Origin of the sequence: Olleya sp. HaHaR_3_96 (assembly GCF_019278545.1) — a bacterium.
Lineage (GTDB): Bacteria > Bacteroidota > Bacteroidia > Flavobacteriales > Flavobacteriaceae > Olleya.
The window spans coordinates 3290997-3307354 of sequence record NZ_CP058987.1 but is presented as its reverse complement, the minus strand read 5'-3'; the positions used below and the strand labels follow the sequence as shown (position 1 = coordinate 3307354).

General features: G+C 33.8%; 13 protein-coding genes. 8 read left to right on the top strand and 5 right to left on the bottom strand.

The features are described from left to right. Positions 1-69: 69 nt before the first annotated feature. Positions 70-1353 carry an NAD(P)/FAD-dependent oxidoreductase gene (locus tag H0I26_RS14520; RefSeq protein ID WP_218699721.1) on the top strand — a complete coding sequence of 428 codons (1284 nt, stop codon included), beginning with the start codon at positions 70-72 and terminating at the stop codon, positions 1351-1353. On the opposite strand, the gene H0I26_RS14515 is transcribed toward H0I26_RS14520, so the two are convergent. The 3 genes from H0I26_RS14515 to msrB (H0I26_RS14505) are packed head-to-tail and all read right to left on the bottom strand — an operon-like array spanning position 1350 to position 2737. After that, positions 1350-1877 carry a DUF1572 family protein gene (locus H0I26_RS14515; RefSeq protein WP_218699720.1) on the bottom strand — a complete coding sequence of 176 codons (528 nt, stop codon included), beginning with the start codon at positions 1875-1877 and terminating at the stop codon, positions 1350-1352. The two genes, H0I26_RS14520 and H0I26_RS14515, sit on opposite strands and share 4 nt — an antisense overlap. After that, the gene (gene msrB, locus H0I26_RS14510; protein WP_218699719.1) at positions 1870-2265 is read right to left on the bottom strand and encodes a peptide-methionine (R)-S-oxide reductase MsrB; all 396 of its coding nucleotides are present in this window, start codon (positions 2263-2265) and stop codon (positions 1870-1872) included. The genes H0I26_RS14515 and msrB (H0I26_RS14510) overlap by 8 nt, the downstream gene beginning before the upstream one ends. Beyond that, on the bottom strand, positions 2258-2737 hold the full coding sequence (msrB, locus tag H0I26_RS14505; protein WP_218699718.1) for a peptide-methionine (R)-S-oxide reductase MsrB: 480 nt from the start codon (positions 2735-2737) through the stop codon (positions 2258-2260). Before msrB (H0I26_RS14505) ends, msrB (H0I26_RS14510) begins: the two co-directional genes overlap by 8 nt. A gap of 134 nt (positions 2738-2871) precedes the next feature. Between msrB (H0I26_RS14505) and H0I26_RS14500 the strand changes: the two genes are divergently transcribed. The 7 genes from H0I26_RS14500 to H0I26_RS14470 all read left to right on the top strand — a co-directional run bounded on the left by H0I26_RS14500 (position 2872) and on the right by H0I26_RS14470 (position 13981). Further along, complete coding sequence (locus tag H0I26_RS14500) at positions 2872-4281, top strand: glycogen synthase (RefSeq protein ID WP_218699717.1); 1410 nt, start codon at positions 2872-2874, stop codon at positions 4279-4281. A 2-nt stretch (positions 4282-4283) separates the two neighbouring features. Then, the gene (locus H0I26_RS14495) at positions 4284-5549 is read left to right on the top strand and encodes a glucose-1-phosphate adenylyltransferase (RefSeq protein WP_218699716.1); all 1266 of its coding nucleotides are present in this window, start codon (positions 4284-4286) and stop codon (positions 5547-5549) included. Positions 5550-5552: 3 nt separating this feature from the next. Further along, on the top strand, positions 5553-7472 hold the full coding sequence (gene glgB / locus H0I26_RS14490) for a 1,4-alpha-glucan branching protein GlgB (protein WP_218699715.1): 1920 nt from the start codon (positions 5553-5555) through the stop codon (positions 7470-7472). A 170-nt stretch (positions 7473-7642) separates the two neighbouring features. Then, positions 7643-10048 carry a glycoside hydrolase family 31 protein gene (locus tag H0I26_RS14485; protein WP_218699714.1) on the top strand — a complete coding sequence of 802 codons (2406 nt, stop codon included), beginning with the start codon at positions 7643-7645 and terminating at the stop codon, positions 10046-10048. Positions 10049-10175: 127 nt separating this feature from the next. After that, a complete protein-coding gene (locus H0I26_RS14480; RefSeq protein WP_218699713.1) occupies positions 10176-11009 on the top strand; it encodes a M48 family metallopeptidase in 834 nt (277 codons plus the stop codon). Positions 11010-11098: 89 nt separating this feature from the next. Continuing rightward, a complete protein-coding gene (locus H0I26_RS14475) occupies positions 11099-12487 on the top strand; it encodes an MFS transporter (protein ID WP_218699712.1) in 1389 nt (462 codons plus the stop codon). A 33-nt stretch (positions 12488-12520) separates the two neighbouring features. Beyond that, positions 12521-13981: a hypothetical protein gene (locus H0I26_RS14470; RefSeq protein ID WP_218699711.1), complete on the top strand. Its 1461-nt coding sequence runs from the start codon at positions 12521-12523 to the stop codon at positions 13979-13981. Between the two features lie 65 nt (positions 13982-14046). On the opposite strand, the gene H0I26_RS14465 is transcribed toward H0I26_RS14470, so the two are convergent. Further along, on the bottom strand, positions 14047-15588 hold the full coding sequence (locus tag H0I26_RS14465) for a polyamine aminopropyltransferase (RefSeq protein ID WP_218699710.1): 1542 nt from the start codon (positions 15586-15588) through the stop codon (positions 14047-14049). 5 nt (positions 15589-15593) lie between these two features. After that, entirely contained in the window at positions 15594-16358 is a 765-nt protein-coding gene (locus tag H0I26_RS14460) for a hypothetical protein (RefSeq protein ID WP_218699709.1), read from the bottom strand.

Below are 16358 nucleotides of genomic sequence, written 5' to 3'. Positions count from 1 at the left end.
TTGAATAAAGAATTTAGAATCTTAAAAAATTACAACTTTATACTACCTTTGCATTGCAAGTTTTTTAATATGAATATACCTAAATCTAGTTTTCCACGAATTGTAATTATTGGTGGTGGTTTTGCTGGCATTGCGTTGGCTAAAAAATTATCTAAGCAAGAAGTGCAAGTTGTACTTTTGGATAAACACAATTATCATACCTTTCAGCCTTTGTTATATCAGGTGTCTACAGGTGGTTTAGAGCCAGATTCTATTGCGTATCCTATTAGAAAAGTATTACAAGATTTTACTAATTTTTATTTTAGACTCGCAAAAGTATCAGAAATAGATACTGTAAAAAACACTATTCAAACTAATATAGGTAAACTTAAGTTTGATTATTTAGTGGTAGCTTCTGGATCTAAAACCAATTATTTTGGTAATAAATCTATTGAAAACAATAGTATGGAGATGAAAACCATACCACAATCTTTAAATTTAAGGAGTTTAATTCTGGAAAATTTTGAGGAGGCATTATTGACTTCTGATTTAAATCGAAGAATTGCATTAATGAGTTTTGTCATTGTTGGAGCAGGACCTACAGGTGTTGAATTGGCAGGTGCTTTAGCCGAAATTAAAAAAGGAATACTACCTAAGGATTATCCTGATTTAGATACCCGTTTAGCACAAATACATTTAATCCAATCGGGAGATACTATTTTAAAAACAATGAGTCCCAACGCGTCTAAAAAAGCAGAAGACTTTTTAGAACAGTTAGGTGTTAATGTTTGGAAAAATGTTAGGGTAACTAGTTATGATGGTACAACAGTAACCACAAATAGTGATTTGACATTTGATTCTGAAACTGTTGTTTGGGCTGCAGGGGTAAAAGGTGCTGCGATAAAAGGCTTAGATGCCGAACAATTTGTATCCAGAAGTAATAGAATTTTAGTTAACGAGTTTAGTCAAGTCAAAGGATTAGATCATATTTTTGCTGTGGGAGATGTGGCTCAAATGAGCTCAGAAACAGTACCTCATGGGCATCCAATGATGGCACAACCTGCCATACAACAAGGTAAATTATTAGGGGATAATATCTTAAAGTTATTAGAAGGTAAACCAATGACTCCTTTTGTTTATAAAGACAGGGGATCTATGGCGACTATAGGTCGAAATAGAGCAGTTGTAGATCTACCTAAATTTAAGTTTCAGGGCGTTTTTGCTTGGTTTGTTTGGATGTTTGTACACTTGTTTTCTTTAGTAGGTTTTAGAAACCGAACGGTGGTTTTTATTAACTGGGTGTACAATTATATTAGATTTGATAGAGAAGCACGATTAATTATTAGACCTTATAAAAAGAAACTAAAATCTTAGGCTTTAGGTTTGCTAAATTTTTCTGAATTAAATTGTACCGATTGTCCTTTAGGTATCGATAAAGACTGCCAGTCGTTATTTTTAATACTAACACCAATATAGGCGATTTGACCAATATGATAACTGTAATGCCCTAGTTGTCTAAATATGGCGTCGGCTACAGTATGACTTTCATTACGGATGTAAACCATACGTTCTAAATCTTCATTTTTAAGTGGTTTTATAGCATCATATACACATTGCCATCCTTTGTCCCAATCGGCAATAAGTTGGTCTTTGGTAGTGTAAGTCGCTTCAAACTCTTGTTCACGTTGGCGCCAGTCTTTCTCACCATCTTCTGTTAAAAAGTTAGTCCATCGGCTTAACATATTTCCAACCATATGTTTTACAATTATAGATACACTATTACAATTGTCGTGAGATTGCCAATTCATGTCATTAAAAGATAACTGCTGAAGGGTTTTATCTCCAGCAGTTTTATAGTAATCAAACTGTTTTATTAGACTTGTAATGTGACTATTCATCTTTAAAATCTACACTTGCTGAGTTAACACAAAAACGGGTTCCTGTTTCCGTAGGACCATCGTTAAACACATGTCCTAAATGGCCGCCACAATTAGAGCAAACGACTTCTGTTCTGATCATCCCATGCGTTTTGTCTAAAATATTTGTCACACTTCCAGGTATCGCTTCGTCAAAACTTGGCCAACCACAATTAGATTCGAATTTATTATTACTTTCAAATAATTTTTGGTGACAAGCAGCACAAGTATAAGCACCCGCTTCAAAATGAAGATTGTATTTACCTGTATGTGGCATTTCTGTCCCTTTTTTACGTAAAATACGATATTGTTCGTCGCTTAACTCTTTACGCCACTCGTCTTCCGATTTTGTTACTTTATAATTATTCATTACTTGGTTTAAAATTTAATGCCACTCCGTTTATACAATGTCTTTTACGTGTTGTTTCTTTTGGACCATCATCAAAGACATGACCTAGATGTCCACCACAGGTTGCGCAATGTTCTTCGTCTCTAGTATATCCAATTTTAGTATCCGTTCCAAATGCAACATTACCTTCAATGACATTATCAAAACTTGGCCACCCTGTTCCAGAATCAAATTTATCTTCACTTTTAAATAAAGGCGTATCGCAAGCAGCACAATGATAGACTCCCGCGCTATATTGTTTGTTTAACTTGCTAGAAAAGGGGCGTTCTGTGCCTGCTTCCCGTAGCACATGGTATTCAGCAGTGGTTAACTCTGATTTCCATTCTGCATTTGTTTTAGCGATTTCAAAGGTCTCTTTTACTTTTTTGTCTTGTGCCTTGCTGTTGCAATTAAACAGAACACAAGTGATTACTAATAGTGCAATTTTTTTCATAATTTTTCTTTTTTTAAAGGTATTGTAAAAACTTAAAATAGAATTAATACTGTCGTAATTTTAAATTAAAAATAACATTTTAAGGTTTCAATTTTTAAATGTAACTTTTCATCGTCTAATTAAATTATCTTAAAATGAAACTATTTCATATTAGTGCAGAATGTTATCCCATTGCAAAAGTTGGTGGATTAGCAGATGTTGTAGGAGCATTACCTAAGTATCAAAATAATTTGGGACATTCCGCTTCTGTCATCATGCCTTATTATGATAATGCGTTTACACAGGCTCATATTTTTTCTACAGTTTATGAAGCTCCCATTGTTTTGGGCGACTCAGAAATTAATTTTAAAGTGTTAAAAACCAAAGCAGAGATTTTAAATTTTGAAGTGTTTTTTATAGCTATTCCAGAATTACTTTTTAAAGCATACGTCTATTCTAATAATGATACCGATCGGTTTCTTGCTTTCCAAATAGCAGCTTTGGATTGGATTTTAACGTTAACGGAACAACCAGAAATTATTCATTGCCATGATCATCATACAGGATTGATTCCGTTTATGCTTCAAGAATGTTATAAATATCAAGCATTAAATACAATACCAGTGCTTACTACAATTCATAATGCGCAATATCAAGGTTGGTTTGGGTATGATAAATTACATTTAATTCCAGAATTTGACACGTCTAGAACAGGTCTTTTAGATTGGGATAATAACATTAACCCTTTGGCTTCTGCGATTAAATGTGCTTGGCGTGTAACGACGGTTTCTCCAAGTTATATGGAAGAACTGAAAATGGAAGCTAATGGACTGCAAAGCTTATTAAGCGCCGAAAGCGATAAATGTATCGGTATTTTAAATGGTATTGATAGTGACGTTTGGAATCCGGAAACAGATAGTTATATTAAAGTAAACTATAATTTAAAAACGGTACATAAAGGAAAACTAAAAAATAAATTAGCCCTTTGTAAAACGTTTGATTTAGATGAAACAAAACCATTAATTATTTTTATAGGACGATTAGTATACGAAAAAGGTGCAGATGTCTTTCCTCTAGCTTTAGAAAAAGCGTTAGAAGATAACAGGTGTAGCGTGTTGGTTTTGGGCTCGGGTAATTATGAATCAGAACAGGCTTTACTTCACCTTAAAGAAAAATATATAGGTCATTATAATGCCTTTATAGGATATGACGAAGCATTATCTCATAATATGTATGCTGGCGCAGACTTTTTATTAATGCCATCACGAGTAGAACCTTGTGGCTTAAATCAATTATATGCTTTACGCTATGGTACGATCCCTGTGGTAAGAAGTATTGGCGGATTAAAAGATACCGTTATTGATATTAATGAAAAAGACGGCTTTGGGATCAGCCATGAGCAGGTTACAGTAGAAGAAATTTACCATGCAATTAATAGAAGTATTGATTTATACAATAAAACGTCTATCTTTAAGTCACTAACCAAACACATCATGACTATTGATCATTCATGGGACGTTTCAGCAAAAGCATATATTAATTTATACCAATCTTTAAAAAAATAAATATGATTAATAATAAAGTGTTATCTATAATTCTAGGAGGAGGACAAGGCTCAAGATTATACCCTTTAACTGCAACACGATCTAAACCAGCAGTACCTATTGCAGGAAAATATAGATTGGTAGATATCCCTATTTCTAATTGTATAAATTCTGATATCAAACGTATGTTTGTGTTAACACAGTTTAACTCGGCATCGTTAAATCGTCATATAAAAAACACATATCATTTTAGCTTTTTTAGTTCTGCTTTTGTAGATGTTTTAGCAGCAGAGCAAACTCCAGGAAACGAAGGTTGGTTTCAAGGTACAGCAGATGCGGTTAGACAAAGTATGCATCATTTTTTACAACATGATTTTGAATATGCTTTAATATTATCCGGGGATCAGTTATACCAAATGGATTTTAATGCCATGGTAGATGCGCATGTAAAGGCTAAAGCTAAAATATCAATAGCAACAATACCTGTCAATGCAAAAGATGCGACGTCTTTTGGGATCCTTAAAACAGACGATAAAAATGTAATCACGTCGTTTATTGAAAAGCCGGATGCTTCATTATTACCAGACTGGACGTCTGCTGTAAGCCCAGAAATGGAAAAACAAGGCAAGCATCATTTAGCTTCTATGGGAATTTATATTTTTAATAGAGACCTATTGGTTGAGTTAATGAGTAATCCGGATACTATTGATTTTGGTAAAGAAATCATTCCTCAATCCATTGAGAAGCATAAAACCTTAAGCTACCAGTTTGAAGGGTATTGGACGGATATAGGTAATATCGATTCGTTTTTTGAAGCTAATCTTGGTTTAACGGATGATATCCCGAAATTTAATTTATACGATAAAGACCAAAGTGTGTATACACGTGCAAGGATTTTACCAACCTCTAAAATTTCTGGAACAGCTTTAGATAGAGCGGTAATTGCTGAAGGTTGTATTATTCATGCAGCAAAAATTGAAAAATCGGTTATTGGTATACGATCAAGAATTGGAAAAGAGACCACCATTATTAATACTTATATGATGGGATGTGACTCTTATGAATCTCTAAAAGAAATAGAATCAAATAAGGTAAGCATTTTAATGGGAATTGGAGAACGTTGCTTTATTAAGAACACCATTATTGATAAAAATATAAGAATTGGAGATGATGTGCGTATTAATGGTGGAAAGCATCTTGAAAATATAGAAACGGATACTTACGTGATTAAAGACGGTATTGTAGTTATTAAAAAAGGAGCAATAATACCTAATGGGTTTGTAATATAATATATGGCAGATGTAACAGTATTTAGTTTATTTACAGAATTTGATATTAATCTATTTAAGTCTGGAAAACACTATAAGTTGTACGAGAAATTTGGATCGCATATCAGGACTGTAAATGGAGTAGAAGGCACTTATTTTTCTGTTTGGGCACCAACAGCTAAGCAAGTCTCTGTAGTTGGAGATTTTAATTATTGGACAGAAGGCGAACACTTACTAAATGTGCGATGGGACGAAAGTGGTATTTGGGAAGGATTTATACCCAATGTAGGCAAAGGGCATACGTACAAATACAAAATACAAAGTAATAATAACGGTATTGTAACAGAGAAAGCAGACCCGTATGCTAGACGTTGTGAACATAATCCAAACACTGCATCCATAGTTTGGGAAGATTACTATAGTTGGAAAGATGAGAAATGGATGGCTTCTCGTAAAGCCAAAAATGCATTAAATGCACCGTATTCTGTGTACGAAGTTCATTTAGGGTCTTGGAAAAAGCAAATCGAGGACAATCGGTTTTTATCTTATGTAGAGTTGGCAGAAGACTTAGTCAATTACGTCAAAACCATGAATTTTACACATGTAGAGCTGATGCCAATCATGGAGTTTCCGTACGACCCAAGTTGGGGCTATCAAATTACAGGGTATTTTGCACCAACATCGCGGTTTGGATATCCCGAAGAGTTTAAATTATTAGTCGATAAGCTGCATCAAAATGACATCGGAATTATATTAGACTGGGTACCCTCACATTTTCCTGAAGATGCGCATGGTCTCGGGTTTTTTGATGGATCTTGTTTGTATGAGCATCCAGATAAGAAAAAGGGCTATCATCAAGATTGGAAAAGCTTAATCTTTAATTATGGACGTAACGAGGTGAAGTCCTTTTTAATAAGTAATGCTATTTTTTGGCTAGAGCAATTCCATGCCGATGGATTACGTGTAGATGCTGTGGCGTCTATGCTATTTTTAGATTATAGTAGAGAAGAAGGCGAGTGGGAGCCTAATATTTACGGCGGACGAGAAAACTTAGACGCTATTGCGTTTATGAAAGAGTTAAACGTCGCTGTCTATAGTAATTTTCCCGATGTACAAACCATAGCGGAGGAATCCACCGCATTTCCAGGAGTCTCAAAACCAGTTTTTTTAGGTGGTTTGGGTTTCGGGATGAAATGGATGATGGGATGGATGCATGATACATTGCAGTATTTTGCAAAAGAACCTATTTATAGAAAACACCATCAAAACGATATCACTTTTTCATTAACCTATGCATTTACTGAAAACTTCATGTTGCCTTTAAGTCATGATGAAGTTGTCTATGGCAAAAAATCCATTTTAGGGCGGATGCCAGGAGACGAGTGGCAGCGTTTTGCAAACCTGAGATTGTTATACAGTTACATGTTTACACATCCAGGAACAAAACTTTTATTTCAAGGTGCAGAAATTGGTCAAAGTGAAGAGTGGGACTTTCAAACCAGCTTAGATTGGCACTTATTAGAATACCAATCACATAAAGGGGTTAACCAGTTTATTAAGGCTATAAATACATTTTATAGATCAGAACCTGCATTATACGAAAAGCAATTTTCTCACGAAGGTTTTGAGTGGATAGATTATGGAGATGCGGAGCATTCTGTTATTGTATTTATCAGAAAAGGAAACCAGCCAAAAGACAATGTGATTATTGCTTGTAATATGACGCCTGTGCCTTTACAAAACTATCGTATAGGTTTACCTAAAAAAGGAAGTTTAATAGAGGTTTTTAATAGTGATGATAAATCGTTTTTTGGAACAGGAGATTTTAAAAACGACCAGTTACTATCGGAACCAAAATTGTGGCATTCTAGAAAGAATTCAGTAGAAATCACAATCCCACCTTTAGGTATGGTTGCTTTTAAATATCAAGTAAATTCAAAATAAGCGGCTTTGTAAAAGCTATTGATTTCTCATTTTTACCTACTGATAATAAAGGTTTTAATAATTTTTAATATCGAAAACGTTATAGTTAATAATTTGTAATAATAACTGTATTCATTGTTTCCATAACAGTGTAATTTTCCGTTTTTTTACTTTATATATAATATACAATTATGATTGTAAATACCGAATTAGAACAAAAAGGAAACATGTTTCCATCAAAGTTCGTCTCTTTCAAAAAAGATGTCGATACTTTATATTTTTCAACAGATAATAATGTGGTCCTTCAATTAACTGTTTTTAGAGACAGTGTCTTACGATTTAGATATACAACGACAGGGACTTTTGATAATGATTTTTCGTATGCTATTACTAAATACGCGAGTAAAGGATACAATCATTTAGAGATTATAGAAAATGAAGAGGAATACCATATCATTACCTCTAAATTACTATGTAAAATCGCCAAGGAAGATTTAAGAATACGTATTTACGATGTTAAGGATAACACTTTAATTAATGAAGATGAAATTGGTTTTCATTGGGAAGAAAGCTACGAGTATGGTGGTAACATTGTCAAAATGAGTAAAACCATAAACGACCGTGAAAGTTACTTTGGATTAGGAGATAAACCAGAACATTTAAATTTAAAAGGAAAACGTTTTGAAAACTGGGTAACAGATTCTTATGCCTTTGGCAAACAAACAGACCCAATATATAAAGCTATTCCATTTTTCACAGGATTGCATCATAACAAAGCTTATGGTATTTTCTTTGATAATACCTTTAGAACCTATTTCGATTTTGGTCAGGAAAGACGAAATGTAACAAGTTTTTGGGCACAAGGAGGAGAGATGAATTATTACTTTATCTACGGGCCTAAAATGAATGATGTGGTGGAAAATTATACCGATTTGACAGGAAAGCCACACCAATTACCACCACTTTGGGCATTAGGATTTCATCAATGTAAATGGAGTTACTATCCAGAAGCCAATGTCAAAGAAATCACCAACAAGTTTAGAGAGTTACAAATACCATGTGATGCCATTTATTTGGATATCGATTATATGGATGGCTTTAGATGCTTTACTTGGAATAAAGACTATTTTCCAGATCCTAAACGTATGGTGAAAGAGTTATTGGATGATGGTTTTAAAACAGTCGCTATTATAGATCCAGGTATTAAAATTGATCACGAATATTCTGTGTTTAAGGAAGCATTAGAAAAAGACTATTTCTGTAAACGTGCTGATGGTCCTTACATGAAAGGAAAAGTATGGCCAGGAGAATGTTATTTCCCAGATTTCACTAAACCAGAAGTTAGAGATTGGTGGTCAGGCTTATTCAAAGAATTAGTAGAAGATATTGGTGTGCAAGGGGTTTGGAATGATATGAATGAGCCTGCAGTTATGGAAGTGCCAAACAAAACATTTCCTGATGATGTTAGACATGATTATGATGGTAACCGTTGTAGTCATAGAAAAGCGCATAATATTTATGGCATGCAAATGGCGCGAGCGACGTACCATGGAATGAAAAAATTTAATTACCCTAAACGTCCGTTTGTTATAACCAGAGCAGCGTATTCAGGAACGCAACGTTACACGTCTACTTGGACAGGAGATAATGTGGCTACTTGGGAGCATTTAAGTATTGCAAACATTCAAGCACAGCGTATGGCGATGTCTGGATTTAGTTTTGCAGGGAGTGATATTGGTGGTTTTGCTGAACAGCCTCAAGGCGAATTATATACACGTTGGATTCAGTTAGGCGTATTTCATCCATTTTGTCGTGTGCATTCTTCTGGAGACCATGGTGATCAAGAACCTTGGGCATTTGATGATGATGTTACGGACATTGTTAGAAAATTTATTGAACTACGTTACCAATTGTTACCGTACTTATATACCGCATTCTGGAAGCTGATCGAACATGGGACACCATTATTACAATCACTAGTCTTATTCGATCAAGAAGACCAACAAACGCATTATAGAACAGATGAATTTGTATACGGAAATCAAATATTGGTGTGTCCAATTCAAGAGCCAAATGCAAAAGGGCGTAGAATGTATATTCCAAGAGGAAGTTGGTATAATTTCTGGACAGACGAATATGTTGAAGGCGGAAAAGAAAAATGGGTAGATGCTGAAATAGACAGTATGCCAATGTTTATAAAAGAAGGGGCAATTATTCCTAAGTTTCCTGTGCAACAATATGTTGGTGAAATTGAAATAGAAGAATTAGCATTGGAAGTCTATTATAAATTAGGAAAAGAAGTGTCTGAGTTGTATGATGATGCGCATGATGGTTATGACTATACTAAAGGGCGTTATAGTTTCAGAACGTTTAAACTAACTGGTAAGGCTAACGAGTTAATTATACAGCAACATAAAGAAGGAAAGTATGAAGCCTCGTACAAGACCTTTAAACTAAATATTCATGGTTTACCTTTCGAGATTAAAGAGATTCAAATTGATAATGAAATCATCTCATTGGAGCATCTAAAAGTAAATGGAACGGTGTCTATGGTTATTGATAAAAAGTTTTCTGAAATTCATTTAATCGGGAACTAATTTCATTTATACTGCATTTCAAAGACTATTTTTGATGTTAAACGATGTTGTTAACATCAAAAATAAGGTCATTAGTTAATTGTGGCTAAGTTTTTGTAGATTTATAAAAGAATAAACAATACTAAATATGAAATTTAAGAATACAATAGTTGTAACATTAACATTGGTGATGTTTTTGTCATGTGCTACTAATCCATTTACTGGAAAAAAGACACTTGCATTTGTGTCTAATACAGAGTTGTTTCCAACTGCATTTGCACAATATAATCAGGTATTGACAGAAAGTAAAGTAGAAACGGGTACATCTCGTGCCGATATGATTAAACGTGTAGGTCAGCGTATTGCTGTAGCTGCAGAACGTTGGTTAAATGCTAATGGACAAGAAGGTTATTTAAGTGACTATAAATGGGAGTATAACTTAATTGATGAGGATATTGTCAATGCTTGGTGTATGCCAGGAGGTAAGATTGTATTTTATACAGGTATTTTACCGGTTGCAGAAAACGAATCTGCAGTTGCTGCTATTATGGGACATGAGGTTGCACACGCATTAGCAAATCACGGGCAACAACGTATGAGTGCAGGTATGATTCAACAAGGGTTGTCTGTTGCAGGTAATGTAGCATTGGCAAATGATGAAAAAAAATTAGGTATTTTTAATCAGTCCTATGGAGTGGTCTCTAATGTTGGAGGAATGTTGCCTTTTAGTAGAAGTCATGAAACAGAAGCGGATAGAATTGGATTATACTTAACGGCTATCGCTGGTTATAATCCAGATGAAGCTGCAAATTTATGGAGACGTATGGCATTAGCAAGTGGAGGAGAAGCGCCACCAGAGTTTTTAAGTACACACCCTGCAAATCAAACACGTATTGATAATTTAACAGCATTAGCACCAGCTGCTAAAGCTGAAGCAAAAAAGTTTGGAGTTTCAAGTTTTAGACCTTTAGGGAAATACTAAGTTACTTCTAAAAATATTTAATTACTTTCGAAGCTGCTCTTTTATAGAGCAGCTTTTGTATTTTTAAAAAACTAACTAACAACTATTAAATGGCACATTTGGAAAAAGGAAGTAAAAAATTACTTAATGCTTGGGCATTCTATGATTGGGCAAATTCGGTTTATACATTAACAATAGCATCTTCGATATTTCCTATTTTTTATTCAGCACTATTTGTATCCCAAGTAGAAAAAACGGTGCCTGCATTTGGAATGGTCTTTAAAAGTACCGCATTAATAACGTATGTGACTGCATTTACGTTTTTGGTAGTTGCGTTTACATCTCCTATATTATCGGGTATTGCAGATTATGTAGGGAATAAGAAAAATTTTATGAAATTTTTCTGTTACGTAGGTAGTATTGGGTGTATTGGTTTATACTGGTTTAGTATCGAGTCTATCCATATTAGCTTATTATTTTACTTCATGGGACTAATTGGATATTGGGGGAGTTTGGTGTTTTATAACTCATATTTACCAGATATAGCTTATCCAGAACAGCAGGATAGTATTAGTGCAAAAGGATTTAGTTTAGGATACATTGGTAGCGTTGTATTGTTATTATTAAACCTTGCAATGGTTATGAAACCAGATTGGTTTGGGTTTGATATTAGTATTTCAGAATTTATCAGAGAAAATTGTACAGAAGCCCAAATAGTAAAAGCATTGGAAGATGCTAAGGATTTAGGGTCAATGCAAGCAATGAGAACTTCCTTTATAACCGTAGGTTTGTGGTGGATTTTGTTTAGCCAATATTCATTTTATGTTTTACCTAAAGGGGTGTCAAAAGGACATAAAGTAACTAGAGCAGTTGTTTTTAATGGCTTAAAAGAGTTGAGGTTGGTTTGGATTGAGTTAAAGAAAGATCTAAGACTTAAACGGTACTTAATCGCTTTTTTTGTGTTTAGTATGGCGGTACAAACGATTATGTTGGTTGCGGTGTATTTTGGAGAAGAAGAAATTGATTGGGGAGGGGCAGATGCTAAAACGCAAGGTTTAATTGTCAGTATATTAGTTATTCAACTGGTAGCCGTTCTAGGTGCTTTCTTGACGTCCGTTGCCTCTTCAAAATTTGGGAATATTAAAACACTTATTATTGTAAATGTCGTTTGGATGCTATTGTGTTTTTACGCCTATTTTATGGAAACGCCTATGCAGTTTTATTTAGCTGCTGGGTTTGTTGGTTTAGTGATGGGAGGCGTGCAAAGTTTAGCTCGATCGACGTATTCCAAGTTTTTACCAGAAACAGAGGATACCACCTCTTATTTTAGTTTTTATGATGTTGCGGAAAAAATTGGAATTGTAATTGGAATGGTGATTTTTGCTACTATAGATCAAATAACAGGAAGTATGCGTAATGCTATCTTGTTTTTATTCGTGTTCTTTTTAATAGGAATTATTTTACTGTTTAGAGTTCCAAAAGAAGGGGGATTAAATTAATTGTCTTAAATTTATGATCTAAAATCATATAAAATGAAAAAAATATTACTTCCATTATTATCCTTAGTATTAGTATTGTTTAGTTGTGAAAATGAAGCCTTAGAAGGTGAGTTTTCAGGTCTTGATGGAGAAAATTCTCCTTCTTCAATAGTTGGTACTTGGACTTTAGTAAGTTTTAATAATACAATAAGCAGTACTGGAGAAGTTAATGGTACAACCGTAGAGTCTAATACCATTGTTGAAAGTATGGACACAAATTATAACATGACATTTACGGCAGCTAATACTTTTAATGCAGCAGGAAATTATGGTTACAATGTCAATTCGACTGTTAATGGTCAAAATAGTATACAGGATTTATCTTTAGATGATGTTAATGGTTCGGGAAGTTATACTGTTAATGGTAATGAAATGACTGTAAATGGTGCCTTTTTTACATTAGAATTTCAAGGTATGGATTTATCTCAAGCGCAAGGTGAACAAACATTAGATTTTAGTATTACTGATAATGGACAAACTTTAACGTTAATTCAAGATACAACGGAGACTAATACAATTCCCGGTGGTGGATCTACCACTGCTGTAGTTACAGGAACATCAATTTGGAGTCTAGTAACAACAACTAATGCGAGTTGTGCTGACGCAGTGGATGCTACATCTTTAGCAGAAAATACTTATAATAATGACACGACTAATGCAGGTTTATGTAATGCTTATAAAACAGCATTACAAAATCAGATTACTGTTTGTGGTGATGCAAATGGGGCTTTACAAAGTATAATTGATGGATTAGGAGATTGTGCAAGTCAGAATTCCGTTTTACTTAAAAAAACAATTTGGACCTATGGGGATGGATCTACACTAATAGTAGATTTTAATTATGATGGCAATAGATTAACTAGTATGGTTGATTCTGATGGGGAAACCGATACGTTTACTTATGAAAACAATTTACTTACAAGAATTGATTCAGAGATATATGATTCTAGTGGTAATTTAGATCTTGATTACACATTACTAGAATATGACAGCCAAAATAGAGTAATAAACGAGGTGTTATTTATAAATAATGGAGTACAAAGTCAAAGAACGGCTTATGCTTACAATACCGATGGAACAATCACTGTGACCGATTATGTTACTGATCAAGCTTCTGGAGTAGAATCGTTAGATTATACAGGGACAATTTTAATTACCAATGGTAATGTTGTGAGTTGGACAGATGGAAGTAATGTAGATCAATATACTTATGATAATAAGAATGGCGCTTTAAAGAATGTATTTGCTTTTGATACGCTTTTAGTTTTAAATAGTATGTATATTGGAAATAATAATGAAACAGCAAAGAGCTCTACAATTGATGGCACATCTAATCCAGACGAAAGTTATACGGTGAGTTATACGTATAATAATGATGATTATCCATTAACTTCTAATTTTGATTATGAAGTGGGTAGCTTAGATGATTATTCTGTTCAGTATTTTTACGAATAACGACATAGTACCAACAAAAAAGCCCCTATCATAATTTATAATAGGGGCTTTTTTATGTTTAAAAATTAATACAAATTCCAATTCCCTTCTTTATAATAAGTATATAGTTTAGGGTTAAAAATAGTATTTATTTTAATATTGGTTGTATCTGCCAATGGTTTTCCGAAAGCTGTCAATAAGCCAATAGAATTATTATTAAGCCATTTTAAGGACGGTATACTAGAAACATCTACATTATGAACTTGCTTTGTAGTTATCTTGTTTTTACTACCTATAATCCAACCCCATTCTCCTAATGTCAAAATTTGATTATGTAACGGAATAGTATATAGTTGAGCAGCTCGCATGGTTTTTTCAATGCAATAAAAGGCTCTTGTAGCGTAATAGGGGCTTCCTGATTGGGTTATCATTAATCCGTCGTCACTTAATTTATTCTTACATAGATAGTAAAACTCTTTAGTGTATAGTTTATTTAAGTCGACATTGTTTGGATCAGGAAGATCTACAAATATAATATCATAAAGTGCTGGGTTTCTTTCTAAAAAAGAAAAAGCATCATCTGCTACAGTCGTTACTTTAGGACTGTTTAGGGCGTTGCCATTTAACGTCTTAAAAATAGTGTTGTCTTTACCTAATGCTAACATTACGGGGTCTAAATCAACCAGTGTAATTGTGTTGACCTCATTATATTTTAAAATTTCTCTGGCCAAACAGCCATCACCACCACCAAGAATTAAAATATTACTTTTTTTAGGCGCTAAACCCATTGTTACATGCGCCATAGGTTCGTGATACATAAACTCGTCAAAAGAAGAGAGTTGTTGGTTTCCGTTAATATATAACGAGTGCCAATCTTTCCATTTAGTAATAACAATTTTTTGATACTTGGTTTGTTTAGTAAATACGATTTTATCCTTGTATTTTACTTGCTCACCGTATTTTACAATAGGGTTGGCAAAATAAAGTCCAAGTCCAATACAAGTACTGACTATAATATAGGTTATCACTAAAAGCTTTTTGGTTTTTTTAGAAAAAGTCTCTTTTAAGACCATAAATAACCAAAAGGAGACACTTAGGTTAAGAAAACCGAGGATAAACGGAGTATAGGTTAATCCTAAATAGGGTAAACCTACAAAAGCGAAAAATAAACCACCAATTAAACTTCCGAAGTAATCTTTTTCAAGTATGTTAGAAATGTTAAGTCTTAACTCTTCATACTCATCATTTATACGTGTGGCTAAAGGGATTTCTAAACCAATTAATAGACCAATTAATATGGAAAACAGGTAAATAATTAACCAAGAAAAATCTGTAAACCCATAAAATAAGTAGCAAATAATGGCTGAAAAGGATATAAAAACAGAGAGTATTAATTCTGTTACTATAAAAGAAAGTATGACATTACCAGTAAATAGTCTAGAGAGCCTACTACCTAATCCCATGGCGAATAGCATGATGGAAACAATTAATGTAAACTGTAATATAGCATTACCAATAAAATAAGAGGCTAATGTGGATAGAATATATTCTGCCACTATACCGCTTAAACCTGTTGCAAATAAAGCGACTTTTAAGGCGGTAGATTTTTGTTTTTTAGTATATCTCAAAGCTACTATTTTCCTGTTCCTCCTGATCTAGATCTTGTAGAAGATCCTGATTTATATCTAGAAGAGCTTCTACTTGTTCTTTTTTCTAAATTATTCCAACGTGACGAATTTTTACTTTTTCTTGAGAAAAAAGAAGGTCTATTTTTTTTCTGATAGTTACTTCGTGTACCATGTGCATACGTATTGTTGCTATTTTGACCATAATAACTTCTACCAGTGGTATTGTAGCTTCTGTAATTGTTATAATCATTTCTAAAAAAGCTACGTCTAGAACCTAACCATAACCAGAAAAAAGGACTTGTGGAATGTGTTCTCCAACGTCTTTGTGTCGTCCCTGAATTATTGTTGCCGGTCGAGTCTTGTGTTGTTTCTTCCCACTCGCCATGAGCAGTATTACCAATCGCCCATCCGTAACCTTCAGGCTGTGCTAGTGTAGATATTTTACCATTATGACGCGATAAAATTTCCATTCCTAAATCATTTTTATGACTAGAGAAAAAGTCTTGGTTGACAACAGCCCAATCTTTTTTGGTACTGTACAAAGAATCCTTTTTTAACTCTAACACTTTGTATTTGTGTTTGTGTATGATTTGATTTTCAGTTTCTTCAATAGTCATATCATCAAGTATTACTGAAAAATCATTATTAGAGATATTTTTCAATATAGCTTGAGAAGGTTCTACGGTTACTTTTTTTACGTCTTTTTCTGTGTTACCACAAGACAATGCTAAAAGGCTAAAAACAGTAGCATATATGAATCTTTTTGTCAT

Excerpts from the sequence above, each read along its gene's own strand:
- H0I26_RS14520 (WP_218699721.1), top strand. The coding sequence starts at position 70 with ATGAATATACCTAAATCTAGTTTTCCACGAATTGTAATTATTGGTGGT.
- H0I26_RS14515 (WP_218699720.1), bottom strand. The coding sequence starts at position 1,877 with ATGAATAGTCACATTACAAGTCTAATAAAACAGTTTGATTACTATAAA.
- msrB (WP_218699719.1), bottom strand. The coding sequence starts at position 2,265 with ATGAATAATTATAAAGTAACAAAATCGGAAGACGAGTGGCGTAAAGAG.
- msrB (WP_218699718.1), bottom strand. The coding sequence starts at position 2,737 with ATGAAAAAAATTGCACTATTAGTAATCACTTGTGTTCTGTTTAATTGC.
- H0I26_RS14500 (WP_218699717.1), top strand. The coding sequence starts at position 2,872 with ATGAAACTATTTCATATTAGTGCAGAATGTTATCCCATTGCAAAAGTT.
- H0I26_RS14495 (WP_218699716.1), top strand. The coding sequence starts at position 4,284 with ATGATTAATAATAAAGTGTTATCTATAATTCTAGGAGGAGGACAAGGC.
- glgB (WP_218699715.1), top strand. The coding sequence starts at position 5,553 with ATGGCAGATGTAACAGTATTTAGTTTATTTACAGAATTTGATATTAAT.
- H0I26_RS14485 (WP_218699714.1), top strand. The coding sequence starts at position 7,643 with ATGATTGTAAATACCGAATTAGAACAAAAAGGAAACATGTTTCCATCA.
- H0I26_RS14480 (WP_218699713.1), top strand. The coding sequence starts at position 10,176 with ATGAAATTTAAGAATACAATAGTTGTAACATTAACATTGGTGATGTTT.
- H0I26_RS14475 (WP_218699712.1), top strand. The coding sequence starts at position 11,099 with ATGGCACATTTGGAAAAAGGAAGTAAAAAATTACTTAATGCTTGGGCA.
- H0I26_RS14470 (WP_218699711.1), top strand. The coding sequence starts at position 12,521 with ATGAAAAAAATATTACTTCCATTATTATCCTTAGTATTAGTATTGTTT.
- H0I26_RS14460 (WP_218699709.1), bottom strand. The coding sequence starts at position 16,358 with ATGACAAAAAGATTCATATATGCTACTGTTTTTAGCCTTTTAGCATTG.